The sequence below is a fragment of the Ectopseudomonas khazarica genome (assembly GCF_017915135.1).
GTDB classification, from domain to species: Bacteria; Pseudomonadota; Gammaproteobacteria; order Pseudomonadales; family Pseudomonadaceae; genus Aquipseudomonas; species Aquipseudomonas khazarica.
Map to the genome: position 1 here is coordinate 3101404 of NZ_CP068551.1, position 24768 is coordinate 3126171.

A 24768-nucleotide genomic window follows, 5' to 3' on the forward strand; every position below is an offset into this window, starting at 1 on the left:
GGCTGAACGCCTCAGGCCAGTGGTGCGGGGCTGAACAGCTTCAGCCCGACGATGCCGGCGATGATCATCAGCAGGCACAGGCTGCGCAACAGGTTGAGGCTTTCACCGAGGAACATCGCACCATAGGCCACCGTGCCCAGGGTGCCGATACCGACCCACACCGCATACGCCAGGCCGAGTGGCAGCACGCGCACGGACAGGCTCAGCAGGTAGATGCTGAGCAGCAGGAAGAAGCCGCAATACAGGCTCGGCCATAAGCGTGTGAAACCATCGGTGCGCGGGATGATCGAGGCGTAGAACACCTCGCACAGCCCCGCCAGCAGCAGAAACCCCCAGCCATTCAACCAGGCCATGATGTGCTCCTTGTGCGAGCAGGTCGGACCACGTCCCTGCGGCCCTGCTCCCTTGCCCCTGGACTGCAGTGCCCGCGACGGTTCCCCGTCGCGGGAGCGGCCTCACCCCTTGGCCGTGCGTTTCTTCTTTTCCGGGTCGTCGAACGGCAGGCTGTGGGCGATGGCCTTCACCGCCAGGCTGCCCTTGACCTCCAGCGCCGCGCCCTGCTCGGCGTACGGCACCTCCATGCGGGCGATGGCCATGGACTTGCCGGACAGCCGCGAATACATGGCGCAGGTGATCACCCCGACCTGCTTGCCCCCGGCCCACAGCGTGTCGCCGGCCTCGGCCGCCTTGTCGCCGTCGAGCAGCACACCGAAGATCCGGAAGCGCTCCTTGCCCTGCAGGCGCCGATGCTCGCTGGCGCCACGGAAATCCCCCTTGGTCGGCGACACGGTGAAGTCCAGCCCCAGCTCCCACAGGGTGTCGCCGGCCGGCTGGTCGGCGAAGGGATACATCTCCGAGTTGTCGTAGGGGAAGAACAGCAGGTAGCTCTCCACCCGCAGCCAGTCCAGCGCGGTAAAGGCACAGGGGATGATGCCCAGGTCCCTGCCCTTGTCCAGGATGCTGTCCCAGATCAGCGGCGCGTCGGCAGCCTTGCAGAAGATCTCGTAACCGCGCTCGCCGGTGTAGCCGGTGCGCGAGATCATCACCGGGCGGTCGAACAGCCGGGTCTGCAGGTGATGGAAGTAAGGCAGCTCGCGAATGCCCGGCACCTGCTCAGCGAGGAAGTCCACGGCCAGCGGCCCCTGCAGCGAGAGGTCGTGCAGGTCGTCGTCGAACAGCACCGCCACCTGCCGGCCCTGGGCCGAGCGCAGCAGCATCTCGTGGCCGTTGCCGGAGCCGTGCACCACCATGAAGGCGTTGGGGCCGGTGCGGTAGATCACGCAGTCGTCGACGAACTTGCCGGCCTCGTTGAGCATCGTGGCGTAGACGCTCTTGCCCGGATAGACCTTGGAGATATCGCGGCTGGTGGCGTACTCCAGCAGGCTTTCGGCATGCGGGCCGACGTAGTGCACCTTCTTCAGCCCGGACACGTCCATCAGCCCGGCGCGGGTGCGGATCGCCTCGTGCTCGTCGGCCAGGTCACTGGCGTAGGTCCAGGCCGTGCCCATGCCGCTCCAGTCTTCGAGTTGCGAGCCCAGTGCGCGGTGACGCTCGGCAAGGGCGGAAATGCGCCAGGAATTGGCCATGTCTGTTTCTCCTGTTGTTCGTCGTTGGGCCTGCGCACGCAGGGGATGGAATCAGGCGGCCTGGGCCTGCGGGTCGAACTGGCGCAACCAGTCGACCACCGTCTGCCGATAGCGGGTCAGGCCCTTGTAGTCGGCGATCTCGTCCGGCAGGTCGCGCAGCACGCGGTGCAGGCGGCAGGCCCAGGCCGGGTTGCTGGCCAGTTGTTCCAGGCTGATCAGGTAGGTGCGGATGCCGAACAGCAGCGCATTGCTGCGCGGCAGGCGCGGCATGAACTGCAGCTCCACGCGCAGGTGCACCAGGCGCGCGACGTTCTCCGCCGTCACCAGGCCGCGCTCGTGCCCCCACTCGTGGAAAGTCTCCGAGGAGGTGTCCATGCGCGGGTTGATGGTCATGGTCCAGTTCAGCCGGCGCACCGGCTGGCCGACCTGGATGTTCAGCAGGTACTTCAGCGCCCGCTCGAACACCCCGAGCTGATGTGCCACACCGGGCACCGGCGCGTGCCACTGCTTGAAGCTCATGCCGGCGTCGAACTTGATCGACCAGTCCGCCGGGCAGGTGACCATGCCGGCGTCCATGAACAGGTCGCCATCACGCTGGTCGAGCACGGCGAAATCGCCCTGCGCCTGGCGGGTGATGTATTCCAGTGGCTCGAACGGCAGCGTGCTGGCATCGCCGAAGGTGAAGCGCTGTTCGATGCCCAGCGGGCGGTTGATCCACAGCCACTGGTCGCCATCGCGCTGCAGGGCGAAGTGTTCGGGGTAATCGGCCGCCAGATGCTCCATCAGCATCTCCAGACTGTCCCAGGCGGCCTGCGCCATGTGCGGCATCACCAGGCAGCGCTCCGGGTCCTTCTCCAGGACGCAGGCGCGCTCGGCCATCTCCGAGACGTAGTGCTCGTCGATGTCGAACCAGTGCTCGAACACCGAGCCCGGCTCACGCGGCGTGGCCGGCTCGATGTTCACCGAGTACATGTAGCTGTCCTCGGGGAACGGAAAGGGAAAGCGGGCAATGGCCTCGGGGCTGTTGCTGAAGGTGAAATCGTCCCGGTAGGTTTCCAGGGGCTTGAGCACGACGGGCATGGCGGATTCCTCAGAGGTCGAGCAGCAGCGTGCCGGAGCAGCCACCACGGGAAACACAGGGCATCAGCGCTGCGCCGCGCTGCTGCTCATCCAGGTAGTGATCGCGGTGCTCCACCGCCCCGCTCAGGTAGCGCGTGGTGCACTGCCCGCAAACGCCGCCACGGCAGAGGTTGGGCACCTCGACACCGGCGGCCTCCAGCGCCTCGAGCAGGCTGTGGTCACCCGCTACCTGCAGACGCTGGCCGCTGCGTGCCAGCTCGACGGTGAACGGCTCGCCCGGCTCGGGCGCGGCGAAGGCTTCCCAGTGCAGGCGTCCGGCGGACCAGCCGTGACATTCGGCCAGCGCCTTGAGCTCATCGAGCAGGCGCTGCGGGCCGCAGACATAGAGATGGCTGCCGAGCGGCTTGCCGCTGAACAGCTCGGCGCAGTGCAGGCGCTGGCCGGCGGCCGCATCGTAACCGCGGAAGCGCTCGCCCAGGCGCTCGCACAGCTCACTGGCATAGGCATCGGTCAGGCCGCTGCGATAGGCGTAGTGCAACTCGAATGAAGCGCCCTGGCCCTGGAGTTCGCTGAGGTAGGCCATGAACGGGGTGATGCCGATGCCACCGGCCACCAGAATGTGATGACGTGCCTGCGAATGCAGCGCGAACAGGTTGCTCGGCACGCCGATCTGCAGCCGGTCGCCGACCCGGACCCGCTCATGCAGGTAGCGAGATCCCCCACGCGAGTCATCCTGCAGGCGCACCGCGATGCGGTAGGTACCTCGGTCGCGCGGGTCGCTCAGCAGCGAATAGGCGTTGCGCAGCGTGCGCCCCTCGGTCGGCAACACGACCTGCACGTGGCTGCCGCAGGAAAAGCCCGGCAGGCTGCCGTCGAGCGCGGCGAAGGTGAATTCGCGCACCACCGGCGTCAGCTGGCGCACCGCGGTGACCTGTACCTCCAGCATCGCGCTCATGCCTGCCGCTCCCCGGCTTGCGCCTGCTCGTAGGGCCGATCCGGATCGAGGCACACCCCCATGTAGGCCCCCAGGCGCTGGGAGAAATGCTCGCGCACGAACAGCTTCACCCCGCAGTGCCTGCAGCTGCACTCGGTTTCGCTGCCGATATCCTGCATCTCGCTGCAGTGCACGCAGTACAGGCGCCGCCGCTCACCCAGCTTGAACAGTTCGATCTCGTCGGCCAGCAGGCCGGCATGCCGAGCCAGGCGACAGACATGCCAGAGAAAGGCCTCGTCACCGGCCACCTGCAGGCGCGTTCCTGCCGGAGCCTGCTCCAGCAGCATCTGCAGGCGCAGGAACAGCGCCTCGGTGCTTGGCAGGCACTCCTGCTGCTCGGCAGCGGCGAGTTCGCCATGCAGGGTGAGCAGCCGCATCGGCCCCGGTTGATCGAGCAGGCCGCCGGCGCGGCTGGCATCCTGAGCCACCAGCAGACGCAGACTGGCCGGCGTCGGCGTGGCGGTCGCGGCGTAGCGCGGGGTGCTGAACAGCGGTTCAGCGCTGGAACTGGTCATCGAAAGTCCTCCTGGGTGACAGCAAGACGGGGGTCGAAGCGCCTCGGTTAAATTCCCGATGGGAACTTTTTGTTCTCAACAGGAAAGCATGGACCATGCCATGTCCACGCAACCTGCGGCGCATCGGGGCCCAGGCAGAACAAGCCCCCCGCAGCGCCTGGCAACGCTGCACAAGCGGGGAGCAGCGCGCGCCGGCACGGCGCATCCGCAGACTTTCTGAAGCATCGCCTTCATCGGTGAAGAACGCCCGGGCCGGCTGCCGCTTGACCCTGTAGCGGCTACAGGCCATAGAGTCGCCAGCTCATCCCCGCCAAGGACTCGCCATGCACCTACTGGACGCACGCATCCCGCCGCCACTGATCGCCCTGCTGTTCGCCCTGCTCATGTGGCTGGCCGCCCCGCTCCTGCCCGGCATCGACCTGGCTACCTCCTGGCGGGTGGCGGGCGCCCTGCCAGTGCTGCTGCTCGGCGCGGCCATCTGTCTGCTTGGCATACGCTCGTTCGACAACGCCCGCACCACCGTCAACCCGCTGCGGCCGGGGCAGGCCTCGGCGCTGGTCGTCGGCGGCATCTACCAGTACAGCCGCAACCCGATGTACCTGGGGTTCGCCATCGCGCTGCTGGCCTGGGACGTACTGCTGGCGTCCCCACTGCTCCTGTTTGGCGTGGCGGGCTTCGTGCTGTACATGAACCGCTTCCAGATCCGCCCGGAAGAACGGGCGCTGGCCAGCCTGTTCGGCGACGACTACGCCGCCTACCGCCAGCGGGTGCGGCGCTGGCTCTAGTGCGCCGGCGCCACGCAAAAAAGGGCCGCAACGCCTGGCGTTGCGGCCCCTCGGATGGACGCTCCGGGGCTCAGTACTGCAGTTGCCCCGGCACCCAGTTGGTGCCGGCCAACGGCACGCGGGCCATGGCCGCAGCCTCCACGGTCAGGGCCACCAGGTCCTCGGGGTCGAGGTTGTGCAGGTGCGACTTGCCGCAGGCACGGGCCATGGTCTGCGCCTCCAGCACCAGCACGCGCAGGTAGTTGGCCAGGCGCCGGCCGGCGGCGACCGGGTCGAGGCGCTTGGCCAGCTCCGGGTCCTGGGTGGTGATGCCGGCCGGGTCCTTGCCGTTCTGCCAGTCGTCGTAGAAGCCCGCCGCCGAATCGATGGCCTTGAGTTCCTCGTCGAGGCGCGGATGGTTGTCCCCCAGGGCGATCAGCGCAGCGGTGCCGATGGCGACCGCATCGGCGCCCATGGCCATGGCCTTGGCCACGTCGGCACCGGTACGGATGCCGCCGGAGACGATCAGTTGCACCTTGCGGTGCATGTCCATCTCCTGCAGCGCCTGCACGGCTTGCGGAATGGCCGACAGGATCGGGATGCCGACATGCTCGATGAACACCTCCTGGGTCGCGGCGGTGCCGCCCTGCATGCCATCGAGGACGATCACATCGGCGCCGGCCTTCACCGCCAGCTTGACGTCGTAGTACGGGCGGCTGGCACCGATCTTCACGTAGATGGGCTTCTCCCAGTCGGTGATCTCGCGGATCTCGGCGATCTTGATCGCCAGGTCGTCCGGGCCGGTCCAGTCCGGATGCCGGCAGGCACTGCGCTGGTCGACACCGATCGGCAGGGTGCGCATGCCGGCGACGCGCTCGGTGACCTTCATGCCCAGCAGCATGCCGCCGCCGCCCGGCTTGGCGCCCTGGCCGAGGACGATCTCGATGGCGTCGGCCTTGCGCAGGTCATCGGGGTTCATGCCGTAGCGCGACGGCAGGTACTGATAGACCAGGTGCTGCGACTGGCCGCGCTCCTCCGGGGTCATGCCGCCGTCGCCGGTGGTGGTGCTGGTGCCGGCTATGCTGGCACCACGGCCCAGCGCCTCCTTGGCCTGCGCGGACAGCGCGCCGAAGCTCATGCCGGCAATGGTCACCGGGATCTTCAGGTGGATCGGCTTCTTGGCGAAGCGATTGCCGAGTACCACGTCGGTGCCGCACTTCTCGCGATAGCCCTCCAGCGGATAGCGCGACATCGACGCGCCGAGCAGCAGCAGGTCGTCGAAATGCGGCAGCTTGCGCTTGGTGCCGCCGCCGCGAATGTCGTAGATGCCGGTTTCCGCAGCACGCTGGATTTCCTGGATGGACAGGCGGTCGAAGGTGGCGGATTCGCGCAGCACCGGGGTGATTTTCTCGCTCATATGCAGTTCCTCGTCGGGCAGGGTGCGCGATCAGTACGCCGAAGCGTTGTCGACCTTGAAGTTGTACAGCTGGCGGGCGGAGCCGTAGCGCTTGAAGCTGGCCGGGTCCTCATCGAAGCCGGCGCGGTTGAGCAGCTCGGCGAGCTCCTCGAGGTGCTCGGCGCGCATGTCCTTCTCGATGCAGTCCGACCCCAGCGACTTCACCGTGCCCTTGACGTAGATGCGTGTCTCGTAGAGCGAATCGCCCAGTGCGTCGCCGGCATCGCCGCATACCACCAGCCGCCCGGCCTGGCCCATGAAGCAGCTCATGTGGCCGATGTTGCCGCCGACCACGATGTCGACGCCCTTCATCGAGATGCCGCAACGTGCGCCGGCATCGCCCTCGATCACCAGCAGTCCGCCATGGGCGGTGGCCCCCGCCGACTGCGAGGCGCTGCCCTTGATGCGGACCATGCCGCTCATCATGTTCTCGGCCACGCCAACGCCGACGTTGCCATGGATGGTGACGCTGGCCTTCTGGTTCATGCCGGCGCAGTAGTAGCCGGCGTGGCCGTCGATATCCACGCTCAGCGACTCGTTCAGGCCCACGGCCAGGTTGTGCTTGCCGCCGGGATTGCTGACGACCCATTCACGCTCGGTGAGGGTCTTGGCCTGCTCGTGCAGCGCCTGGTTCAGGTCGCGCACCGAGGCGCTGGAAAGGTCGATGGTCTTCATGATGCTGTCTCCCAAAAAGTAGCGAGTCGGGTTCAGGCCGTCGCCAGCGCGCCGGGTGCGCGGGAGAACCGCAGCGAGCTACGAGCCGGTACCAGGGGCACGGCAAGCGGATCGCGAGGTTCTGCCGCAGCAGGCGGCGGGCGCAGCGGGCGAGGAACGACTCAGGCGCTGCGTTCCCAGATGTACATGGTGGCCGGCTCCGGTTCCCAGACCCTGGCCTTGTCGATACCCGGAAGGCTGGACAGCGCCTGGTATTCCGAAGCCATGGCCACGTAGTCGTCGGTCTCGGCGAGGATCGCCGGCTTGCAGGCGATCGGGTCGCGGATCACCGCGAAGCCGTCGCGCGTGCCGATGGCGAAGGTGAAGAAGCCGTCGAGGTCGACCAGCGAATGGTCGAGCGCCTCCTTCAGCGAGTCGCCCTGGCGCAGGCGCCAGGTCAGGTAGCCGGCGGCCACTTCGGTGTCGTTCTCGGTCTCGAACTCGATGCCGTGGCGGCGCAGTTCCTGGCGCAGGCGGAAGTGGTTGGACAGCGAGCCGTTGTGCACCAGGCACAGGTCCTGGCCGGTGGAGAACGGATGGCTGCCCTCCATGGTCACCGCACTCTCGGTGGCCATGCGGGTATGGCCGATGATGTGGCTGCCCTTCATCTTCGCCAGCGAGAAGCGCTCGGTGATGTCCTTCGGCAAGCCCATGCCCTTGAGAATCTCGATGCTCTGGCCGACGCTCATCACCCGCACGGCAGGCGCCAGTTCGGCCAGCACCGCGCGCACCGCCGCTTCGTCGGCATCGGTCTTGAGCACGGCGGCGCTGGCGTTCTGGAACCACTCCAGCGAGCAGCCCAGGCGCCCTTCCAGCTCGCCCATCAGCCCCTTGAAGTCATGCCCCGCCTCGGTGCTCTGCAGGGTCAGCTTGATCCAGCCCGCCTGCACCTCGTCGCCGTAGATGGCGAAGCCGGCGCTGTCCGGCCCACGGTCGGTCATGGCCAGCAGCATGGGTTCGAAGAGTGCGCCGAGCTGGTTCTCCAGCGCCGGGTTCTTCAGGTACAGACCTACGATTCCACACATAAAGGCAGTCCTCACTTCGTTCGGGAGTTGCAAGCTGCGAGCTGCAAACTGACCGAGTTGATACAGATGTCGTGCAACACCTCGAACCGCTCTTGCGTGCGGCTCGAAGCCCGTGGCTTGCAGCTTCAGAAGAATTCGGTGTAGCGCTCGATCTCCCAGTCGGAGACGTGGCGGCTGTACTCGACCCACTCCATGCGCTTGAGCTTGAGGAACTCGTCGACGACCTGCGGCCCCAGCACCTCGCGGAACAGCGGGTCGGCCTCCAGCGCATCGCAGGCCTCCTTGAGCGATTGCGGCAGGGTCTTGATGCCCCGTGCGGCAATCGCTTCCAGGCTCAGGTTGTAGAGGTTCTCGTTGCAGGCCGTGCCCGGCTCCAGTTGACGGTCGATGCCATCGAGGCCGGCGGCGATGATCGCGGCGGTGACCAGGTACGGATTGCAGCCCGCATCCGGCAGGCGGAACTCGATGCGCCCATGGGGGATACGCAGCATGGCCGAGCGATTGTTGTCGCCATAGGCGATGAACGCCGGCGCCCAGGTCGCCCCCGAGAGCGAACGCCCCACCACCAGCCGCTTGTAGGAATTCACCGTCGGCGCCGCGAAGGCGCACAGCGCCGGGCCATGCGCGAGCAGGCCGGCCAGGAAGTGATAGGCGATCTTCGACAGGCCCATGCCGCTGGGGTCACTGGCGTCGTGGAACAGGTTGCTGTTGCCGGCACTGGCGATCGACAGGTGGAAGTGCATGCCGTTGCCGGCGCGGCGCGGGTCCGGCTTGGGCATGAACGAGCAGATCATGCCCAGGTCGTTGGCGATCTCACCGGCGGCCATGCGGAAGAAGGTGAAACGGTCCGCCGACTCCATGGCATCGCTGTAGGTGTAGTTGATCTCGAACTGGCCGCAGGCATCCTCGTGGTCGATCTGGTAGATGTCGAAGCCGACCGGCTGCAGCGACTCGGTGAGCTTCTCGAGGAAGGCGCGCGAACGCGACAGCCCCTTGTAGTCGTAGCAGGGCTTCTCCAGCTTGTCGCTGGCGTCGACGGAGCAGAGCTTGCCGTCGGCATCGCGGCGGAACAGGCTGAACTCCGGCTCCAGGCCGGTATTCAGCGTCCAGCCACGTTCGCTCAGGCGTGCCACCTGCTGCTGCAGCACGTAGCGGGTGTCGTAGGGCCAGGGCTGGCCATTGACATGACCGATGCACACCACGCGGCCGTAACCCGGCTGCCAGGGCACCGGCATCAGCGTGGAGAGGTCGCCGCGGGCCATGAAATCCGGGCCGTGCGGTTCCATGCCCATGCCCCAGATGGCGAAGCCGGCGAAACCGGCGCCCTCCTCGGCCACCGCCTTGAGGCCCGAGACCGGCACCGACTTGGTCTTGGCCGCACCGTGAATATCGACGAACTGGGCCAGCACGTACTTGATGCCATGCTGGTCGATGATTTTCTGGGTTTCGCTGGGCAACATGGGTAAGGCCTCCGGTAGCGTCGCCATTATTCCGCTGGGGAATTTTAATTTCCCCAAAAGAAATGCAAGCAGCTTGCCAACTGGTCATGCCCATGCGAGGCGCCCCGGCAACCCGCGTCTTTCTTCTATCTGCCGAGGAAAAATGCTTTCATAGGAGGAAAGTCACGAACGAAAAACGCACCGAAGCAAGGCAGCCCGATCATTCCTGGTGCGAACTTTTTATTCACAGAAGAAATAAGCCTGTATGACGACCACTCCGGAAAAACCGCCCCGCCTCAAGCTCGAGCAATACCTGGGCATGCAGATCCGCCGCCAGCGCCAGGCGCAGGAACTGAAGATCGCCGACGTGGCGCGCATCGCCGGAATCAGCCAGGGCATGCTGAGCAAGATCGAGAATGCCCAGGTCTCCACCAGCCTCGACACCCTCAGCCGCCTCTGCGACGTACTGGGCATGCCCATGTCCAAGCTGTTCAGCCAGTACGACCAGCAAGGTGGCAGCGCCCTGCTGGTCAAGGCCGGCGAAGGCCTCGAAGTGGTACGCAGAGGGACCGACAAGGGCCATACCTACCGCCTGCTCAACCACACCCGTGGACCGAAGAAGAGCTTCGAGGCCTACATGGTGAGCATGGACGATGCCAGCGAGGAGTTTCCGACCTTCGCCCACCCCGGCACCGAGTTCCTCCACCTGCTGGAAGGCGAACTGGTCTACCGCCATGGCAACCAGCTCTACCCCATGCAGGCCGGTGACAGCCTGACCTTCGACGGCGAAGTGCCGCACGGCCCGGAGAAGCTGGTGAAGGTGCCGATCCGCCTGCTGTCGATCATGAACTACGGCTCGGACTGAACGCGCAGGCCCGGCACCAAGACTGGCGGGCCTCAGTGCGCCTGGTGCAGGTGCAGTTGGTCATGCCCGCCCTCCACACGATGCCTCAGCCACCTGGCTGGTCTGCTCCGTTCGCCGCCGCCCGGGCGCCATGATCCTGCCGTGGCGAGCGGCCAAAGAAGGCCTTGTAGGCACGACTGAAGGCCGCCTCGGACTCGTAGCCGACCGCAAAACCCACGTCGCCGATGCGGCTGTCCTGGCTGGCCAGGAGGGTCCTGGCCAGCGTCAGTCGCCATTCGTTCTGGTAACGCAAGGGCGCGCGCCCCACCAGTGTGCTGAAACGCTCACAAAAACTGGAGCGTGACATGCCGGCCAGCTTCGCCAGCGCCTCGATCCGCCACTGCTGCCTGGGCTGTTCATGAATGGCCTTGAGCGCACGTGCGATACGGGCGTCGGACAGACCGCCCAGCCACCCCGACGCGGCGCCCTGCTGGACCCAGGTGCGCAGCACGCGGATGACCGTGAGGTCGATCAGCCGCGAGACCATCAGCGCCCCGCCGGGCTGCACGTCACGGGCTTCCAGCAGCATGAAATGCAACAGCCCCTCGGACCACGCAGCGGCCTCGGCCTGCCGGATATGAATCAGCCATGGCAGGGCGAACAACATGGCGCGGAAACTGCCGGCATCGAACCAGAAGCGGCAGATGGCGAGCGTGGCGGGACCCTCAGCGGCCGTGAGCGTCAGGTCGTCCAGCGCGTGGGGCAGCAGGAACACATCGCCAGGCGCCAGCTGCATGGCCACCTCCGCGTCACGCCGGATCTGCACCTGCCCCGTCTGCAGCAGGCATACGTGGGCGCTGCCGCACTCCAGCGCCAGGCGTTCACCCGGCTCGAGCGTAGCGGAATACACGCGGTCGCCGGTCAGGCGTATCTGCGCGAGCACCTGGGACAGCAGGTCTCCGCTGGTGAAGCCTTCCAGCTGCATTTCCGGAAGAATGGTCAAGTGTTCCGGTGAATCGGTCATGTCGGGGCGGCGCTGCGTTGACTACTGTAGGCGCACCAGCATAGCCCAGCACGGCGCATGACCTGAAGCGATCAGGCATCGACCAGGCAGCCAAAGGCTTTGCCGATCATCCAACCGGAGGAAGCACCCAATGTTCGGAATCTCCACCCTTGGCTGGGTACATACGCTGAGCAGCCTGCCGGCCATTCCACTGGCGGCATACATGTTCGCCCGTCACGGCCGCATCCTGCCCCGCTCCGTGCCTGGCATGGCGTACCTGGTGTTCATGCTGCTGGGCGCCGGCTCGGTCTTTCTGATCGCCAGGCAGCCGGCGAGCAACATCATCGCGGCGCTCACCCTCGTCCTGCTGGTGGCAGGCTACGGGGTCGGCCACATCGGCCTGCCGGGACGAGCCGCCGTGTACCTGGAAACCATCCTGCTCAGCGTGACCGCCTTCCTGCTGATGCTGCCGACGCTATCCGAAGTGCTGCGCCGCGTGCCGGACGGCCACCCTCTGGTGACCGACCTGCATTCACCGCTGCTGATCGGCACGCAGCTCGGCCTGCTGCTGGCGCTGGTCATCGGCGTAACGGCGCAGGTGCTGTACCTACGCCGCCGCGCCTAGCAGTCGGGGGCTGGGGTTTGCAGACAGCGGGCGCCCTGATCTGACCGGGAGGCCATCTGCGCTCGAAAGCTGATTCAGGCGACTGGCTGCTCGCGGCCAATAGCGGCCTGTCGTAACCATCTAAAACCCCCCAAGCGGTTGCTGGGCCTCCCAGAGAGCGCTCATCGTCGATGGCGGTGACTCGCATGTAAATTTCCACTCGACTGCTCTGTACGTTTCTCCATAGCGACCGATCTTTCAGCAGAAGTTTACGGATGCAGTGGGATCAACCAACAGGCCACGCTCCCTCGCGCGATGCTATGGATCTACCGAGTATCATATCCGCCACTGCTCACCCCGTTTAGCATGCAGGACAAAGTTGCTTACCAGCGAAGCTGTGTAGACATAAGGTTCCTGCTACAAGCAGGGCTAGCTGTTGATGGGGTGCTGAAGGATTGCCCGTTAGGCTATTGGTGGCACTGCCTGCAAGTCACCGCAAGGGCAAGGCGTACAACCCGCGTAAGCCCGCAATTCACAGGTGGCGATGGCCGCCATTTATTCAAGCCTTGAGATGATAGAAGTGGATCAATCGCTGAGTTTCAATCGCGCGCTGGTCGAGAAGTATGATCGTCCGGGGCCGCGCTATACCTCCTATCCGACCGCGCCGCAGTTCCATCAGGCTTTTGCCCTGGACGATTACCAGGCGGCCGCACGGGCCAGCAACCAGGCTGCCGCGCCCAAGGCGCTGTCGCTGTATATTCATATCCCGTTCTGCAAGAGCCTTTGCTATTACTGTGCCTGCAACAAGATCATCACCCAGAAGACCCATCGCGCGGTCGAGTACCTCAACTACCTCAAGCGCGAGATCGCCATGCAGGCGGCGCTGTTCGACCGCACGCGCAAACTCAGCCAGTTGCATCTTGGTGGCGGGACGCCGACCTACCTGACCCGCGAGCAGCTGGCCGAACTGATGGACTGCCTACATCAGGCGTTCAATCTGGATGACAGCGACGAGCACGAGTTCTCCATCGAGGTCGACCCGCGCACCATCAGCACTGAACAGATCGAACACCTGCGCCAGCTCGGTTTCAACCGCCTGAGCTTCGGCGTGCAGGACTTCGACCCGGACGTGCAAGCCGCAGTCAATCGCCAGCAGAGCGAGGAGCAGATCTACGCCCTGGTCGCCGCCGCCCGGGCGGCCCAGTTCAAGTCGGTGAGTGTCGACCTGATCTACGGCTTGCCGCTGCAAACCGTGACCAGTTTCGACGTGACCCTGAGCAAGATCATTGCCCTGCGCCCGGATCGCATCGCCGCCTACAGCTATGCGCACCTACCGGAATTGGTGCGTGCGCAGCGCCTGATTCGCCGCGAAGATATGCCGCCGCCCGAGCGCAAGATGGAGCTGCTGGAGCTGACCATCAGCCGCCTGACCGCAGCCGGCTATGTGTATATCGGCATGGACCACTTCGCCCTGCCGGATGACGAGCTGGCCCTGGCCCGCGCCGACGGCACCCTGCAGCGCAACTTCCAGGGTTACTCGACCTTTGCCGACTGTGACCTGATCGGCCTCGGCGTGTCCTCGATCGGCAAGGTCGGCGATACCTACAGCCAGAGCGTCAAGGAGCTTTCCCAGTACTACGCGCGACTCGATCAGGGCCTGTTGCCGGTACACCGCGGCTATCGTCTGAACGCCGACGACCAGTTGCGCCGCGACGTGATCAGCGACCTGATGTGCCATGGCCGTATCGACTTCGCCAGCATCGAGGCGCGCCACAATGTCCACTTCAAGGAGTACTTCGCCGAGGCACTGGGCCGGCTCGACGAGCACGTGGCCGATCAGCTGGTGACGATCGACGACGAGGCGCTGGTGCTGCTGCCCCAGGGCCAGTTGATGATGCGCAGCGTGGCCATGGCCTTCGATGCCTATATCGGTGGGGCGCAGAAGGGCAGCTTCTCGCGCACGGTATGAGGAGATCGGGGTGAGTAGTTACGGCTTGTTGCATGTCTTGCATTTGCTCGGCGCCATCGGCTTTATCGGCACGCTGTTCTATGAGGTGGCGATTCTCGCCAGGGTCAAGCCGCAGCTCGATCCTCAGTACTTGGGTACCTTGGAGCGTGCTCTCGGCGCCCGCACCCGCACGGTGCTGCATGGCGTCGTGGTGCTGGTGTATGGCGCCGGGCTGGGCCTGGCCTGGCAGCATCGGCAGGCCTTGAGCGCGCCGTTGGCCAGCAGTTTTGCCACTTTGCTGACCCTGAAGATTGCCCTGGCGCTGAGTGTGTTTTTCAGCTTCGGCGCCGTGGCCATGCTGCTGCGCAGCGGGCGCATGACGCCGGCGCTGTATCGCCAGCTGCACTGGGCGGTGCTGGCGCAGATGGTGCTCATCGTGTTGTTGGCCAAGGCGATGTTTTACCTGCACTGGTAGCTGCAACCAGGCTGATTGCGCCGTCGCTTGACCGCAATCAAGTGGCGCCCGCGGGTGACTTGAGGGGCGTGCCTGCCGGCAGGTAGCGTGTAGTCCTGAACAGTCCCGTGGTGAGGTAGCAGTCGTGAAGGTGCCGGAAAACACAGTGGTAATCGATACCGAGCGGGCTGCGCCGTTCTATCAGGCGCTGGGCAATGAAGAGGTGCTGTTCCAGCAGGCCTGGCAGCACGGCATGCCGGTGTTGATCAAGGGCCCGACCGGCTGCGGCAAGACCCGCTTCGTCCAGCACATGGCCCATCGCTTGAATCTGCCGCTGTTCACCGTGGCCTGCCACGATGACCTGAGCGCCGCCGACCTGGTCGGGCGCCATCTGATCGGCGCCCAGGGTACCTGGTGGCAGGACGGCCCGCTGACCCGTGCGGTGCGCGAGGGCGGTATCTGCTACCTGGATGAGGTGGTCGAGGCGCGCCAGGACACCGCCGTGGTCCTCCACCCGCTGGCCGACGACCGCCGCGAACTCTATCTGGAGCGCACCGGCGAAGTGCTGCGTGCGCCGCCCGGTTTTATGCTGGTGGTGTCGTACAACCCCGGCTACCAGAACCTGCTCAAGGGCATGAAGCCGAGCACCCGGCAACGCTTTGTGGCCATGCGCTTTGACTACCCGGCAGCCGCCGAGGAGGAACGCATCGTGGCCAACGAGGCCCAGGTGGATGCGCCGTTGGCGGCCCAGGTGGTCAAGCTCGGCCAGGCATTGCGTCGCCTGGAACAGCATGACCTGGAGGAAGTGGCCTCGACCCGCCTGCTGATTTTCACCGCGCGGATGATCCGCTCCGGCATGAGCCCGCGCGAGGCCTGCCTGGCCTGCCTGGCCGAGCCGCTGTCGGATGACCCGCAAACGGTGGCGGCGTTGATGGACGTGGTCGATGTCCACTTCGCCTGAGGTACTGGCAACGCACGGCTGCAGGGATGCAGGAGGCAGGGAGACGCAGGAGGCCCGCGCCGAGGTGGTTCTTCCGCGGCCAGCCAGGCGTCTGCCGGGCGATCTGGCCATGTGGTTTTTCATCCTCGCCGAGCTGACGGTCTTTGCCCTGCTGATTATCACCTTCGCCGTGACCCAGGCCCTGCAACCGGCCTTGTTCCACAGCAGTCGCGCGGCGCTGGACAGTTCCATCGGCCTGGCCCTGACCTTGAGTTTGCTCACCGCCGGCCTGCTTGCCGCTCTGGCCCAGGTCCAGGTGGGGCGCGGGCGGGCGCGGCGCGGTGCCTGGCTGTTGCTCGCTGCGTTGCTGTCGGCCAGCGTGTATGTCTGGCTCAAGCTCAGCGAATATGCCCATCTGGTTGGCCAGGGGCTGGGGATGGAGCACAACAGCTTCTACACCCTGTACTGGCTGCTCACCGGTTTTCACTTCCTGCATGTGCTGCTGGGCATGGTCATCCTGGCCTGGCTGGTGGTGCGCTGCTGGCGTCGCCAGCAGGTCGGCGACGATGCGGTGCTGGAGTCGGGCGTGCTCTATTGGCACATGGTCGATCTGATCTGGGTGCTGCTGTTTCCCCTGGTATACGTGCTCAATTGACGAGGTTGTCATGTCCACTTCGCAGCTATTGATCGGCGCCTGGCTGGGTCTGGTGCTGCTCTCGGTCGGCAGTGTGCAGCTGGGCAATGCCGGCACCGGCCTGACCCTGGCGTCGGCGGTCTTGCTGGCGGCCCTGGTCAAGGCCTGGCTGATTGCCGACAGTTTTATGCACCTGCGCCATGCGCCGCCGCTGTGGCGCGGGCTGCTGCTGGGCTGGCCGTTGCTGGTGGGGGCGCTGGTGCTGCTGACGTTGGGGTTGCAGCGTGGGGTTTAGGACAGCGATGTGCCCGTTAACTGCTGCAGGAACATGCCGTAGGAGCGGCTTCAGCCGCGAATTTCGCGGATAAATCCGCGCCAACACCAGCCCAATCGCTCCTTCAGCGCTGCGCCGTTCGAATCTCAATCTTAGGCTTGGCCGGTTTCCGGGGCTGGTCGTGCTGGCGACTGCTTGCTGCGTTCCTGAGTCCGCCCTAGTTCCCTCCTATATCCATCTGCCGTTTCTGGCGCAGTTATTGGCCGCCAAGCCAATACCCGAGCATAACCATCGGATGTTCTTGATTGCCATCAAGCGGGTTTCGTTAGGGCGCTTTCTACAATGAGCGCGCCAAGTAATGAGGAAGCGGCCATGTCAGAGACCTTCACGAAGAGCATGGCCAGGAATATCTACTTTGGGGGGAGCGTGTTCTTCTTCCTGGTATTCCTGGCTTTGACTTACCACACAGAACAGACCTTTCCCGAGCGCTCCAATGCCGCACAGATGACTGAGGCGGTAGTGCGCGGCAAGCTGGTCTGGGAGCAAAACAACTGCATCGGCTGCCACAGCCTGCTGGGCGAGGGCGCGTACTTCGCACCTGAGCTGGGCAATGTGTTTGTCCGTCGCGGTGAAGATGCCGGCTTCAAACCGTTCCTGCAGTCCTGGATGAAAATCCAGCCGCTGGGCGTGCCGGGTCGTCGTTCGATGCCACAGTTTCATTTGAGCGAGCAGGAGGTCGACGACATCGCCGAGTTCCTCAAGTGGACCTCGAAGATCGACACCAACCAATGGCCGCCAAACAAGGAGGGCTGATAGATGACTATTGCAAATCCACATCTGAAATTCGCCTCGCAAGCCGTGGCTAAACCTTACTTCGTGTTTGCCCTGATGCTGTTCCTCGGGCAGATCCTGTTCGGTTTGATCATGGGCCTGCAATACGTGGTGGGCGACTTCCTGTTCCCGCTGATCCCCTTCAACGTGGCGCGGATGGTGCACACCAACCTGCTGATCGTTTGGCTGTTGTTTGGCTTCATGGGTGCGGCTTACTACCTGGTCCCGGAAGAGGCCGACCGCGAGCTGCACAGCCCGCTGCTGGCCAAGGTGCTGTTCTGGGTGTTTGCCGCCGCCGGCGTGCTGACCATTCTCGGCTACCTGTTCGTGCCTTATGCGGGCCTGGCCAAGCTGACCGGCAACGACCTGCTGCCGACCATGGGCCGGGAGTTCCTTGAGCAGCCGACCATCACCAAGATGGGCATTGTGGTGGTGGCCCTGGGCTTCCTCTACAACATCGGCATGACCCTGCTCAAAGGCCGCAAGACCACCATCAGCATGGTCATGATGACCGGCCTGATCGGCCTGGCGGTGTTCTTCCTGTTCTCCTTCTACAACCCGGAGAACCTGGCGCGCGACAAATACTACTGGTGGTTTGTCGTACACCTGTGGGTCGAAGGCGTGTGGGAACTGATCATGGGCGCGATGCTGGCCTTCGTCCTGGTGAAGATCACCGGCGTGGACCGCGAAGTGGTCGAGAAGTGGCTGTATGTGATCATCGCCATGGCGCTGATTACCGGCATCCTCGGTACCGGTCACCACTTCTTCTGGATTGGTGCGCCTGAGGTGTGGCTGTGGGTTGGCTCGATCTTCTCGGCGATGGAACCGATTCCCTTCTTCGCCATGGTGCTGTTCGCCTTCACCATGATCGGCAAGCGTCGTCGCCAGCATCCGAACCGCGCCGCGACCCTGTGGGCCAAGGGCACTACCGTGACGGCGTTCCTCGGTGCCGGCGTGTGGGGTTTCCTGCATACCCTGGCTCCGGTGAACTACTACACCCACGGCTCGCAGCTCACCGCCGCTCACGGTCACCTGGCCTTCTACGGCGCTTACGCGATGATCGTCATGACCCTGATCAGCTATGCCATGCCGCGTCTGCGCGGGATCGGTGAAGCACCCGACGAGCGTTCGCAAACCATCGAGATCTGGGGCTTCTGGTTGATGACCCTGTCCATGGTGCTGATCACCCTGTTCCTCACCGCTGCCGGTGTGATGCAGGTGATTCTGCAGCGCTTGCCAACCGATATTGATGGCACGGCGCTGTCGTTCATGAATACCGTCGATCAGTTGCAGGTGTTCTTCTGGCTGCGTCTGGCGGCCGGGGTGGGCTTCTTCATCGGCCTGGCGTGCTACCTGTTCAGCTTCAAGCGGCGCGGCCAGGAAGTGCTGACCGGCGCACCGGCTGCCAGCCGCTAAGGCCGTCGTGGGCTAACTGAAACTCGGTCCGGCTGGTACAGCGGGCCGTTGTTGCTTGTACACCGTCGCGAGGCAAATACATGGCCTTTACCGTCGAATTGGAAGAGTGGGTGGGCAGCGTCTGGCACCGCTTTATCACCCGTCGTGCCAGCCCGGACTTTCCCGAGGCGCGGGTCGAACTGGCCAGCCTGCAGCGCCCGCTGGCCCTGTTGTTTCGTGCCATGGGCGGCGCCAGCGGGATTGCCCTGGAGGCCGCCAGCCCACGCCAATTGCTGCTGCGACGTAACCTGTTGCAGCAAGTGGCCGGCACCTGCAAGCAACTGCCGGTGGCCTGGTGCGATAGCAGCAACCTGCGCCTGCCGCCGAGCCTGGCGGTGTACCCGGATGCGGGCCTGAACCAGGAGCTGTATCGCTGGCTGGCCCTGCTCGCCGCGCAGGCCGGCGACATGCGCCACTGGGCGCTGGACAACCAGCGCTGGACGGCGGAGTTGTTACAGCGCTATCCGGCCCTGCGTCCGCGTTACCAGCGGCTGGTCGAGGCCCACCTGCAATTGCGCCCCGATCCGAGCCAGCTGGCTGGCGGCGAGGCGGCGCTGGAGCGGGCCTTGTGCCAGGCCCTGCGCGAGCCTGGCAGCGTCCACCAATTTCCCCGCAGCGAACGAGCGCCCTGGCCCTTGCCGCTGTGGCTGTACCCGGCGCAGAACCTTGGCGAGCCACAGGCTTGCCAGTTGGGCGAGGAGAGCGACGGCCAGCTGCTGAACGCCCCCGAGCAGAAGCAACTGGCGCGCAAGCAGGCCAAGCGGGTCGAAGAAAGCACCAGCAAGGGCGGCCTGCTGATCTTCCGTCTGGAGAACCTGTTCAGCTGGTCCGAGCATATCGAGCTGGACCGTTGCAGCGATGACAGCGAAGACCTGGACGCCGCGCGGGTCGCCGAAGACCTCGACGAGCTGGCGTTGTCCAAACAACGCCTGCGCAAGGGTGGCGGCCTGAAGCTGGACCTCGACCTGCCGCCGGCGGATGTCGACGACATTCCCCTCGGTGACGGCATCAAGTTGCCGGAGTGGGATTACCGCAAGCAGGCCCTGCACCAGGATTTCGTCAACCTGCAGATGTATCTGCCGCGCGGCAGCGAGGCGCAGCCCCTGCCGGCACGCCTGGCGCCGCTGGCCAAGCGTCTGCGCCGGCAGTTTGAACACCTGCGCAATGATCGCCAGTGGCTGCGCCAGCAAACCCAGGGCAGCGAGCTGGACCTGCAGGCCTGGCTGGATTTTCACGTCGAGCGCCAGCACGGCCACTGCGCCGAGCGCGGCCTGTTCATGCAGCAGCGCGCCACCCGTCGCGACCTGGCCTGCCTGTTGCTGGCCGACCTGTCGATGTCCACCGATGCGCACCTGAACGACCAGCACCGGGTCATCGACGTGGTTATCGACAGCCTGCTGCTGTTCGGTGAAACCCTCTCGACCCTGGGCGATCCGTTCGCCTTGTACGGCTTCTCGTCCCTGCGCCGGCAACAGGTGCGCATGCAGGAGCTGAAATCCTTCAGCCAGCGCTATGACGACCACACCCGTGGACGCATTCAGGCGCTCAAGCCCGGCTACTACACGCGCATGGGCGCGGCCATCCGCCAGGCCACGCAGCTGATGGGCTCGTGCAAGCAGAAGCGCAAGTTGTTGTTGCTGGTCACCGATGGCAAGCCCAACGACCTGGACCTGTACGAGGGCCGTTACGGCGTCGAAGACACCCGCGAGGCCGTGCTGGAAGCGCGTCGCGCCGGGCTGTTGCCGTTCTGCATCACCATCGACCAGCAGGGTGGCGATTACCTGCCCTATATGTTCGGCGCCAACGGCTACACCCTGATTCGCCAGCCGCAGCAACTGCCCCTGCGCCTGCCGCAGCTGTACCGGCAGTTGACCCAGCTGTGACGAGGGCCGCAGGCGGATTCCCTAGGGACGGCGCGCACCAACAGCCGCGCCCGGATGTGGTCCGGGCTACGGCTTGTTGGTTGAGGAGGCTGGGGGCTAAGTGAGGCTGCGCGGCAGCCAGACGATCATGACCGCACAGAACAGCGCCAGGCCGATGCAGAACCACATGAAGCGTTGCTGGCGGCGCAGGTTGAGGTTGTCGGCCTGGGTCGGCAGGGGCATGCCGCAATGGGCGCAATTGGCTTGCGGATCTTGGGTGTCGCGTTGGCAGTACAGGCATTGGGACATGACAGGTGCTCGCTGGTGGCGTCTGCGCCGGCGGGGTCAGGCCGCTGGCGCAGACCTGTGGCTCACTCGAATTTTTGCAGGCGCTGGGGGTCGAGAACGCTGATCAGGCGGCCATCCTGGCTGATGATGTGTTCGTCGGTGAGGCGCCGGATGATCCGCGAGAAGGTTTCCGGCTGGATCGACAGATGGCCGGCAATCAATTGCTTGGCCATCGGCAGTTCGAAGCTGCTGGCGGCCTCGTGCAGCGGCGCCATCTGGGTCAGCAGGTAGCGCACCACGCGGTGGGTGGCGTTCTTCAGCGACAGGGTCTCGATTTCGTTGAGGCGCTGGTGCAGGCGCACCGACAGCCGGCCGAGCAGGGCAAAGGCCAGGCGGTTGTTGTTCTGCAGCAGCTGCATATAGGTGTGGCTGGACAGCTTGTACAACTGGGTGGGGCCGATGGCTTCGGCGCTGGCCACATAGTTGGGGGTGTCCATCAGCATCATGGCTTCGGCGAAGGCCTGGCGCTCGCCAATCACGTCGAAGACCTTTTCCTGGCCGTCCGGGGTCAGGCGGTAGATCTTTACCGAGCCGGAGATCACGAAGTAAAACGCGCTGGCCGGTTCGCCCTGGCGAAACAGCGGCGAGCCCTTGTCGACATTGAGCAGTTGGCTGGTGCTCATCAGCTCGTCCATCTGCTCCTCGTTCAGCGGTTCGAACAAGTGATGGCTGCGAAGAATCTGGTGATGTACGCGGTGCAACACCATGAGAGGCATCCCTGTGGTTGGTGGCATGGTGGGCCTGACGCTGTCAGGCCTATCGGGCGATGTGGAAATGCAGCTAGGGCGTGATGCTGGCGGCGCTGAGGGCCAGGCCGCTGGCCAGGGCCAGGGTCAAAGTCAGCAGGCAAAACCAGAGCAGCGGCTGCAGGGCGCGTTTGATCATGGCGGTGGCTCCTGGTGTCGGTGCGCCCGTTGCCGGGCGTGGCTTGGCTTACGCCGGGTTCGGGGCCGGGGCATGCAGGGCGTTGGCGAACAGCACGTTGTTTTCCAGATGGATGTGCTGCATCAGGTCGTTACGCAGCTCGTCCAGGCCGCGATAGAGGGCGCGCCAGGTGTTGCAGGCGTTGCTCGGCGGGGTGATGTTGTCGGTCAGGTCGAGGATGCGCTGCAGGGCTTCGCCGTGCTGGTCATGCTCCATGCGCATCACCGAGATGGGCGCGGCAGCACGTGCGCCGAGACCGTCGAGCAGCACCGGAAAGAGAATCCGCTCTTCTTTGAGCATGTGGCTTTCCAGCTCCTGCTGCATCTCGCGCAGGTGATCGGCCAGACCGTTGGGACAGTTGTCGCGCTCACCATGCACCTGTTCGACGCGACTGGCCAGGCGGATCAGCTCCGGCAGTTGTTCGCGGTGGCGGGCGTGGAAGCGGCTGAGAATATGGGCAATCAATTGCTCGGCGGGGGCCTGGCGCCAGTCCTCGCCGTTGCCGGGTTGGCCGCGCAGGGCCTGCAGTTCGGCGGCGACTTCTTCCGCCGCGATGCCACGGCGTTTGGCGGCCTCGCTCAGGCTCAGCTGGCCACCGCAGCAGAAGTCCAGATTGAAGGCATGGAATACCCGCGTGGCGCCGGGAATCTCGCAGGCCAGGGCGCCGAGGGACTGGTCCAGTAGCTGTTGAGTCATGGCAATGTCCTTGGGAATTGATCAGTGATGAAGGGTTACTGGTCAATAGCAGGACTCGTGCCAGAATTAAGTCATTGAAATTAAACGATTATTTATAAGACGTGGTTAATTTCACCCTGATTGATCAAGGTTCTTTTGACCGTATAGGGTAAAAATGACCATGTTAGAAGCCAGTTTGCTTGCCGACCTGATCGTCGAACTACCCAATACGGCCCGCCTGCTCGACCTCGCCCCGAGCAATCTGCATAAACTGGCGCGACGACTGGGCTTGAAGTAAGCCTGCGGCAGGCGCTTGAGTTGACGGTGGTCAATGGGTTGTTCTCGGCGAACCCTGAGACTGCAGCTTGAAGCTCGACCAGGATCGCGACATGTGTGCAGCCATTGAATGGAACAGTCCGCTGATCAAGCGCTACGGACACGCCGCGCGGGCAGGTGGCAGTTACCCGGAGAACACCCAGTTCCATCGCGGCATTGCCGCCCTGGATCTGTTGCGTGCCATGCGCAGCAGCCGTCTGGCACAGCGCCCGCTGTCTCTGGCCGTGCAGTTGCCGATGGCCGGGGACCTTGGCGTGTACCTGGAGCACCTGGCGCGTGAGATCGATATGCTCGGCTGCCACCTTGGCGCGACCCAGCGGGTCCAGCAGTTTCATCTCGCCGGCAGCCTGCCCAATGCCGTCGAGCTCGGTCGTCTGATGGAGCATCTGCAGCGACGCTTTAACTTCCAGCCCTATGCCGGCGGCGACAACAGCATCGACATCGATCTGCCCCATGGCTCCTGGGCGACCATGGGCCTGCTGCGCGAGCAGGGCTTCAATCACGCCAACATCGGCGTGCCGGACATCAACCCGGCCAATGGCAAGACCCAGGTGGACTTCCAGAGCCCGCGGCAGACGCGCTCGCTGATCGAGGCCGCGCGCACCCTGGGTTATCGTTCAGTGAACATCGACCTCGGCTATGGCCGGGCCTGGCAGACCACCAGCAGCTTCGCCCGCAAGGTGGCGGCCATCATCGAGTTGCAACCCAGCCGTGTGCGGATCTTCGACTATGCCCATCCACCGCGTCGCTACCGCGTCTTGCAGCGTCTGGTGGCCAGCGGCTATGCCGCCCAGGCGGACAAGTGGATCATGCGCCGCCATGCGGTGGAGCAACTGCTGGCGGCCGGCTATGGCTATATCGGCCTGGGACAGTTCGCTCTGGCCGATGATGATCTGGCTGTCGCCCAGGAAAACGGCCAGCTGCATTACAACTGCCAGGGCTTCAGCCGTCACGCGTGTGACCACCTCGGCCTGGGCCTGGCGGCCAACAGCCAGATCGGCGAGCTGCATGTGCAGAATATCGGCGACGTGCAGCACTACCAGCAGCAACTGGCCATCGGTCAGCTGGCGCTGTTCCGCGGCCTGCGCTGCAACCTCGAAGAGCAGCTGTTGCGCGCGGCAAGCGAGCGCCTGTTGTGTGATTTCCAGCTGGACTTTGCCGCCCTGGAGGTGCGCTTCGGCGTCGATCTGCGCGCGCATTTCGCCGGTGCCTGGCCGCGCCTGGAACAGATGGATCGCGACGGTCTGATCATCCTTACCCCTCATTCCCTAGAGGTTCCGGCGGCCGGACGCTTGCTGGTCGGCGCCGTGTGCCAGGCGCTGGAACACGGCCACGCGGCGCACCGCGAGCACGGCCTGCAACGCTCCCTGCGTTAGTGCCATTGGCTTAAACCTGCACGCTCTTAAGTTTTTTTCCGGCGAATGATTTTGGTCAAGCGCGGATGCTCTGCCGCGGGCGCTTAATCGGCTCAGGCGTAAAAAATCATGAGTGTTGCAACCCGTAATGGATGAGGGCTAAGCGATGAAAGAGCGCAATTACACACGGGCAAAACAGGTACTGGTGGCGGCTTCTTGCGCCTGGGCGCTTGCCTCGGCAAGCGCGGTTTACGCGGCGGAGGCGGCATTGCCGGTGATCGTGCAGGAGTTGGTGGCACCGCCGGCGGTGCCGGCGCCGATCACCCGTAAAACCCCGGCGCGGGTGGTGGTCAACCTGACGGTGGAGGAGGTCGAGAAAGAGATCGCGCCCGGCACCCGCTACATGTTCTGGACCTTCGGCGGCACCGTTCCGGGCAAGATGATCCGTGTGCGTGAAGGCGATACGGTGGAGCTGCACCTGCAGAACCTGGCCAGCAACAAGCTGCCGCACAACATCGACCTGCACGCCGTCACCGGGCCGGGCGGTGGTGCGGAGCCGACCTTGATCGCGCCGGGCAATGAAGCAACCTTCACCTTCAAGGCGCTGGCCTCGGGCTTGTACGTGTATCACTGCGCCACTGCGCCGGTGGAGGGTGTCCGAATTTTTGTGTAACCGGCTCATGAGCGACACTGTCGCTCCGAACCGGA

General features: G+C 64.8%; 26 protein-coding genes. 13 read left to right on the plus strand and 13 right to left on the minus strand.

Translation table 11 applies throughout. The annotated features are described in order from the left end of the window. Positions 1 to 11 precede the first annotated feature (11 nt). The 5 genes from JLK41_RS14825 to JLK41_RS14845 all read right to left on the minus strand — a co-directional run bounded on the left by JLK41_RS14825 (position 12) and on the right by JLK41_RS14845 (position 4175). Positions 12 to 353, minus strand: coding sequence for a DMT family transporter (locus JLK41_RS14825; protein ID WP_037048187.1), 342 nt, complete (start codon positions 351 to 353; stop codon positions 12 to 14). Positions 354 to 455: 102 nt separating this feature from the next. Next, entirely contained in the window at positions 456 to 1586 is a 1131-nt protein-coding gene (locus tag JLK41_RS14830) for an aminomethyl transferase family protein (RefSeq protein WP_037048188.1), read from the minus strand. A gap of 51 nt (positions 1587 to 1637) precedes the next feature. After that, positions 1638 to 2666: a heme-dependent oxidative N-demethylase family protein gene (locus tag JLK41_RS14835; RefSeq protein WP_037048189.1), complete on the minus strand. Its 1029-nt coding sequence runs from the start codon at positions 2664 to 2666 to the stop codon at positions 1638 to 1640. A 10-nt stretch (positions 2667 to 2676) separates the two neighbouring features. Beyond that, the gene (locus JLK41_RS14840) at positions 2677 to 3621 is read right to left on the minus strand and encodes a PDR/VanB family oxidoreductase (protein ID WP_210389249.1); all 945 of its coding nucleotides are present in this window, start codon (positions 3619 to 3621) and stop codon (positions 2677 to 2679) included. After that, positions 3618 to 4175 (minus strand): dimethylamine monooxygenase subunit DmmA family protein, encoded by a 558-nt coding sequence (locus tag JLK41_RS14845; protein WP_134676788.1) that lies wholly within the window; start codon positions 4173 to 4175, stop codon positions 3618 to 3620. Before JLK41_RS14845 ends, JLK41_RS14840 begins: the two co-directional genes overlap by 4 nt. Before the next feature lie 323 nt (positions 4176 to 4498). Between JLK41_RS14845 and JLK41_RS14850 the strand changes: the two genes are divergently transcribed. Then, on the plus strand, positions 4499 to 4960 hold the full coding sequence (locus JLK41_RS14850; protein ID WP_210389250.1) for a methyltransferase family protein: 462 nt from the start codon (positions 4499 to 4501) through the stop codon (positions 4958 to 4960). Positions 4961 to 5030: 70 nt separating this feature from the next. Here JLK41_RS14850 and JLK41_RS14855 read toward each other — a convergent pair whose 3' ends face one another. The 4 genes from JLK41_RS14855 to glnT form a co-directional block, all read right to left on the minus strand. Beyond that, entirely contained in the window at positions 5031 to 6356 is a 1326-nt protein-coding gene (locus tag JLK41_RS14855) for an FMN-binding glutamate synthase family protein (RefSeq protein ID WP_037048194.1), read from the minus strand. Positions 6357 to 6386: 30 nt separating this feature from the next. Beyond that, positions 6387 to 7070: a GltB/FmdC/FwdC-like GXGXG domain-containing protein gene (locus tag JLK41_RS14860; protein ID WP_037048195.1), complete on the minus strand. Its 684-nt coding sequence runs from the start codon at positions 7068 to 7070 to the stop codon at positions 6387 to 6389. 161 nt (positions 7071 to 7231) lie between these two features. Then, positions 7232 to 8134, minus strand: a complete 903-nt coding sequence (locus tag JLK41_RS14865) for a class II glutamine amidotransferase (RefSeq protein WP_210389251.1) — start codon at positions 8132 to 8134, stop codon at positions 7232 to 7234. A gap of 125 nt (positions 8135 to 8259) precedes the next feature. After that, on the minus strand, positions 8260 to 9594 hold the full coding sequence (glnT, locus tag JLK41_RS14870; RefSeq protein ID WP_037048201.1) for a type III glutamate--ammonia ligase: 1335 nt from the start codon (positions 9592 to 9594) through the stop codon (positions 8260 to 8262). 244 nt (positions 9595 to 9838) lie between these two features. Between glnT and JLK41_RS14875 the strand changes: the two genes are divergently transcribed. Continuing rightward, the gene (locus JLK41_RS14875; RefSeq protein ID WP_037048203.1) at positions 9839 to 10438 is read left to right on the plus strand and encodes a helix-turn-helix domain-containing protein; all 600 of its coding nucleotides are present in this window, start codon (positions 9839 to 9841) and stop codon (positions 10436 to 10438) included. An 85-nt stretch (positions 10439 to 10523) separates the two neighbouring features. On the opposite strand, the gene JLK41_RS14880 is transcribed toward JLK41_RS14875, so the two are convergent. After that, positions 10524 to 11441 (minus strand): AraC family transcriptional regulator, encoded by a 918-nt coding sequence (locus JLK41_RS14880; RefSeq protein WP_210389252.1) that lies wholly within the window; start codon positions 11439 to 11441, stop codon positions 10524 to 10526. Positions 11442 to 11571: 130 nt separating this feature from the next. On the opposite strand from JLK41_RS14880, the gene JLK41_RS14885 reads away from it, so the two are divergent. The 9 genes from JLK41_RS14885 to JLK41_RS14925 all read left to right on the plus strand — a co-directional run bounded on the left by JLK41_RS14885 (position 11572) and on the right by JLK41_RS14925 (position 20443). After that, positions 11572 to 12045, plus strand: coding sequence for a hypothetical protein (locus JLK41_RS14885; RefSeq protein ID WP_210389253.1), 474 nt, complete (start codon positions 11572 to 11574; stop codon positions 12043 to 12045). 559 nt (positions 12046 to 12604) lie between these two features. Then, positions 12605 to 13993 carry an oxygen-independent coproporphyrinogen III oxidase gene (hemN, locus tag JLK41_RS14890; protein WP_210389254.1) on the plus strand — a complete coding sequence of 463 codons (1389 nt, stop codon included), beginning with the start codon at positions 12605 to 12607 and terminating at the stop codon, positions 13991 to 13993. Between the two features lie 43 nt (positions 13994 to 14036). After that, complete coding sequence (locus tag JLK41_RS14895) at positions 14037 to 14447, plus strand: CopD family copper resistance protein (RefSeq protein ID WP_244976427.1); 411 nt, start codon at positions 14037 to 14039, stop codon at positions 14445 to 14447. A gap of 145 nt (positions 14448 to 14592) precedes the next feature. After that, positions 14593 to 15387 (plus strand): CbbQ/NirQ/NorQ/GpvN family protein, encoded by a 795-nt coding sequence (locus tag JLK41_RS14900; protein WP_047585471.1) that lies wholly within the window; start codon positions 14593 to 14595, stop codon positions 15385 to 15387. 109 nt (positions 15388 to 15496) lie between these two features. Beyond that, positions 15497 to 16021, plus strand: a complete 525-nt coding sequence (locus JLK41_RS14905) for a cytochrome c oxidase subunit 3 (RefSeq protein ID WP_052178170.1) — start codon at positions 15497 to 15499, stop codon at positions 16019 to 16021. Positions 16022 to 16031: 10 nt separating this feature from the next. Further along, a complete protein-coding gene (locus JLK41_RS14910) occupies positions 16032 to 16295 on the plus strand; it encodes a cytochrome C oxidase subunit IV family protein (RefSeq protein WP_047585467.1) in 264 nt (87 codons plus the stop codon). A 351-nt stretch (positions 16296 to 16646) separates the two neighbouring features. Continuing rightward, positions 16647 to 17087 carry a c-type cytochrome gene (locus JLK41_RS14915; RefSeq protein ID WP_047585465.1) on the plus strand — a complete coding sequence of 147 codons (441 nt, stop codon included), beginning with the start codon at positions 16647 to 16649 and terminating at the stop codon, positions 17085 to 17087. 3 nt (positions 17088 to 17090) lie between these two features. Then, entirely contained in the window at positions 17091 to 18521 is a 1431-nt protein-coding gene (locus JLK41_RS14920; protein WP_047585463.1) for a cbb3-type cytochrome c oxidase subunit I, read from the plus strand. An 80-nt stretch (positions 18522 to 18601) separates the two neighbouring features. Continuing rightward, positions 18602 to 20443 (plus strand): nitric oxide reductase activation protein NorD, encoded by a 1842-nt coding sequence (locus tag JLK41_RS14925; RefSeq protein WP_210389255.1) that lies wholly within the window; start codon positions 18602 to 18604, stop codon positions 20441 to 20443. 96 nt (positions 20444 to 20539) lie between these two features. Here the strand turns inward: JLK41_RS14925 and JLK41_RS14930 are convergent, their stop codons facing one another. The 3 genes from JLK41_RS14930 to ytfE all read right to left on the minus strand — a co-directional run bounded on the left by JLK41_RS14930 (position 20540) and on the right by ytfE (position 22390). Next, positions 20540 to 20731, minus strand: a complete 192-nt coding sequence (locus JLK41_RS14930; protein ID WP_047585459.1) for a hypothetical protein — start codon at positions 20729 to 20731, stop codon at positions 20540 to 20542. 62 nt (positions 20732 to 20793) lie between these two features. After that, complete coding sequence (locus JLK41_RS14935) at positions 20794 to 21477, minus strand: Crp/Fnr family transcriptional regulator (protein WP_047585457.1); 684 nt, start codon at positions 21475 to 21477, stop codon at positions 20794 to 20796. A gap of 226 nt (positions 21478 to 21703) precedes the next feature. Further along, positions 21704 to 22390, minus strand: coding sequence for an iron-sulfur cluster repair protein YtfE (ytfE, locus tag JLK41_RS14940; protein WP_047585456.1), 687 nt, complete (start codon positions 22388 to 22390; stop codon positions 21704 to 21706). Between the two features lie 368 nt (positions 22391 to 22758). Between ytfE and JLK41_RS14945 the strand changes: the two genes are divergently transcribed. Next, on the plus strand, positions 22759 to 24081 hold the full coding sequence (locus JLK41_RS14945) for an oxygen-independent coproporphyrinogen III oxidase (protein WP_210389256.1): 1323 nt from the start codon (positions 22759 to 22761) through the stop codon (positions 24079 to 24081). A 145-nt stretch (positions 24082 to 24226) separates the two neighbouring features. Beyond that, positions 24227 to 24733, plus strand: a complete 507-nt coding sequence (locus JLK41_RS14950) for a multicopper oxidase domain-containing protein (protein ID WP_210389257.1) — start codon at positions 24227 to 24229, stop codon at positions 24731 to 24733. The last annotated feature ends 35 nt before the right edge of the window (positions 24734 to 24768 follow it).

Bases quoted from the DNA above. Each gene is read 5' to 3' on its own strand.
- JLK41_RS14825 (WP_037048187.1), bottom strand. From the start codon at position 353: ATGGCCTGGTTGAATGGCTGGGGGTTTCTGCTGCTGGCGGGGCTGTGC.
- JLK41_RS14830 (WP_037048188.1), bottom strand. From the start codon at position 1,586: ATGGCCAATTCCTGGCGCATTTCCGCCCTTGCCGAGCGTCACCGCGCA.
- JLK41_RS14835 (WP_037048189.1), bottom strand. From the start codon at position 2,666: ATGCCCGTCGTGCTCAAGCCCCTGGAAACCTACCGGGACGATTTCACC.
- JLK41_RS14840 (WP_210389249.1), bottom strand. From the start codon at position 3,621: ATGAGCGCGATGCTGGAGGTACAGGTCACCGCGGTGCGCCAGCTGACG.
- JLK41_RS14845 (WP_134676788.1), bottom strand. From the start codon at position 4,175: ATGACCAGTTCCAGCGCTGAACCGCTGTTCAGCACCCCGCGCTACGCC.
- JLK41_RS14850 (WP_210389250.1), top strand. From the start codon at position 4,499: ATGCACCTACTGGACGCACGCATCCCGCCGCCACTGATCGCCCTGCTG.
- JLK41_RS14855 (WP_037048194.1), bottom strand. From the start codon at position 6,356: ATGAGCGAGAAAATCACCCCGGTGCTGCGCGAATCCGCCACCTTCGAC.
- JLK41_RS14860 (WP_037048195.1), bottom strand. From the start codon at position 7,070: ATGAAGACCATCGACCTTTCCAGCGCCTCGGTGCGCGACCTGAACCAG.
- JLK41_RS14865 (WP_210389251.1), bottom strand. From the start codon at position 8,134: ATGTGTGGAATCGTAGGTCTGTACCTGAAGAACCCGGCGCTGGAGAAC.
- glnT (WP_037048201.1), bottom strand. From the start codon at position 9,594: ATGTTGCCCAGCGAAACCCAGAAAATCATCGACCAGCATGGCATCAAG.
- JLK41_RS14875 (WP_037048203.1), top strand. From the start codon at position 9,839: ATGACGACCACTCCGGAAAAACCGCCCCGCCTCAAGCTCGAGCAATAC.
- JLK41_RS14880 (WP_210389252.1), bottom strand. From the start codon at position 11,441: ATGACCGATTCACCGGAACACTTGACCATTCTTCCGGAAATGCAGCTG.
- JLK41_RS14885 (WP_210389253.1), top strand. From the start codon at position 11,572: ATGTTCGGAATCTCCACCCTTGGCTGGGTACATACGCTGAGCAGCCTG.
- JLK41_RS14905 (WP_052178170.1), top strand. From the start codon at position 15,497: ATGTGGTTTTTCATCCTCGCCGAGCTGACGGTCTTTGCCCTGCTGATT.
- JLK41_RS14910 (WP_047585467.1), top strand. From the start codon at position 16,032: ATGTCCACTTCGCAGCTATTGATCGGCGCCTGGCTGGGTCTGGTGCTG.
- JLK41_RS14915 (WP_047585465.1), top strand. From the start codon at position 16,647: ATGTCAGAGACCTTCACGAAGAGCATGGCCAGGAATATCTACTTTGGG.
- JLK41_RS14920 (WP_047585463.1), top strand. From the start codon at position 17,091: ATGACTATTGCAAATCCACATCTGAAATTCGCCTCGCAAGCCGTGGCT.
- JLK41_RS14925 (WP_210389255.1), top strand. From the start codon at position 18,602: ATGGCCTTTACCGTCGAATTGGAAGAGTGGGTGGGCAGCGTCTGGCAC.
- JLK41_RS14930 (WP_047585459.1), bottom strand. From the start codon at position 20,731: ATGTCCCAATGCCTGTACTGCCAACGCGACACCCAAGATCCGCAAGCC.
- JLK41_RS14935 (WP_047585457.1), bottom strand. From the start codon at position 21,477: ATGGTGTTGCACCGCGTACATCACCAGATTCTTCGCAGCCATCACTTG.
- ytfE (WP_047585456.1), bottom strand. From the start codon at position 22,390: ATGACTCAACAGCTACTGGACCAGTCCCTCGGCGCCCTGGCCTGCGAG.
- JLK41_RS14945 (WP_210389256.1), top strand. From the start codon at position 22,759: ATGTGTGCAGCCATTGAATGGAACAGTCCGCTGATCAAGCGCTACGGA.
- JLK41_RS14950 (WP_210389257.1), top strand. From the start codon at position 24,227: ATGAAAGAGCGCAATTACACACGGGCAAAACAGGTACTGGTGGCGGCT.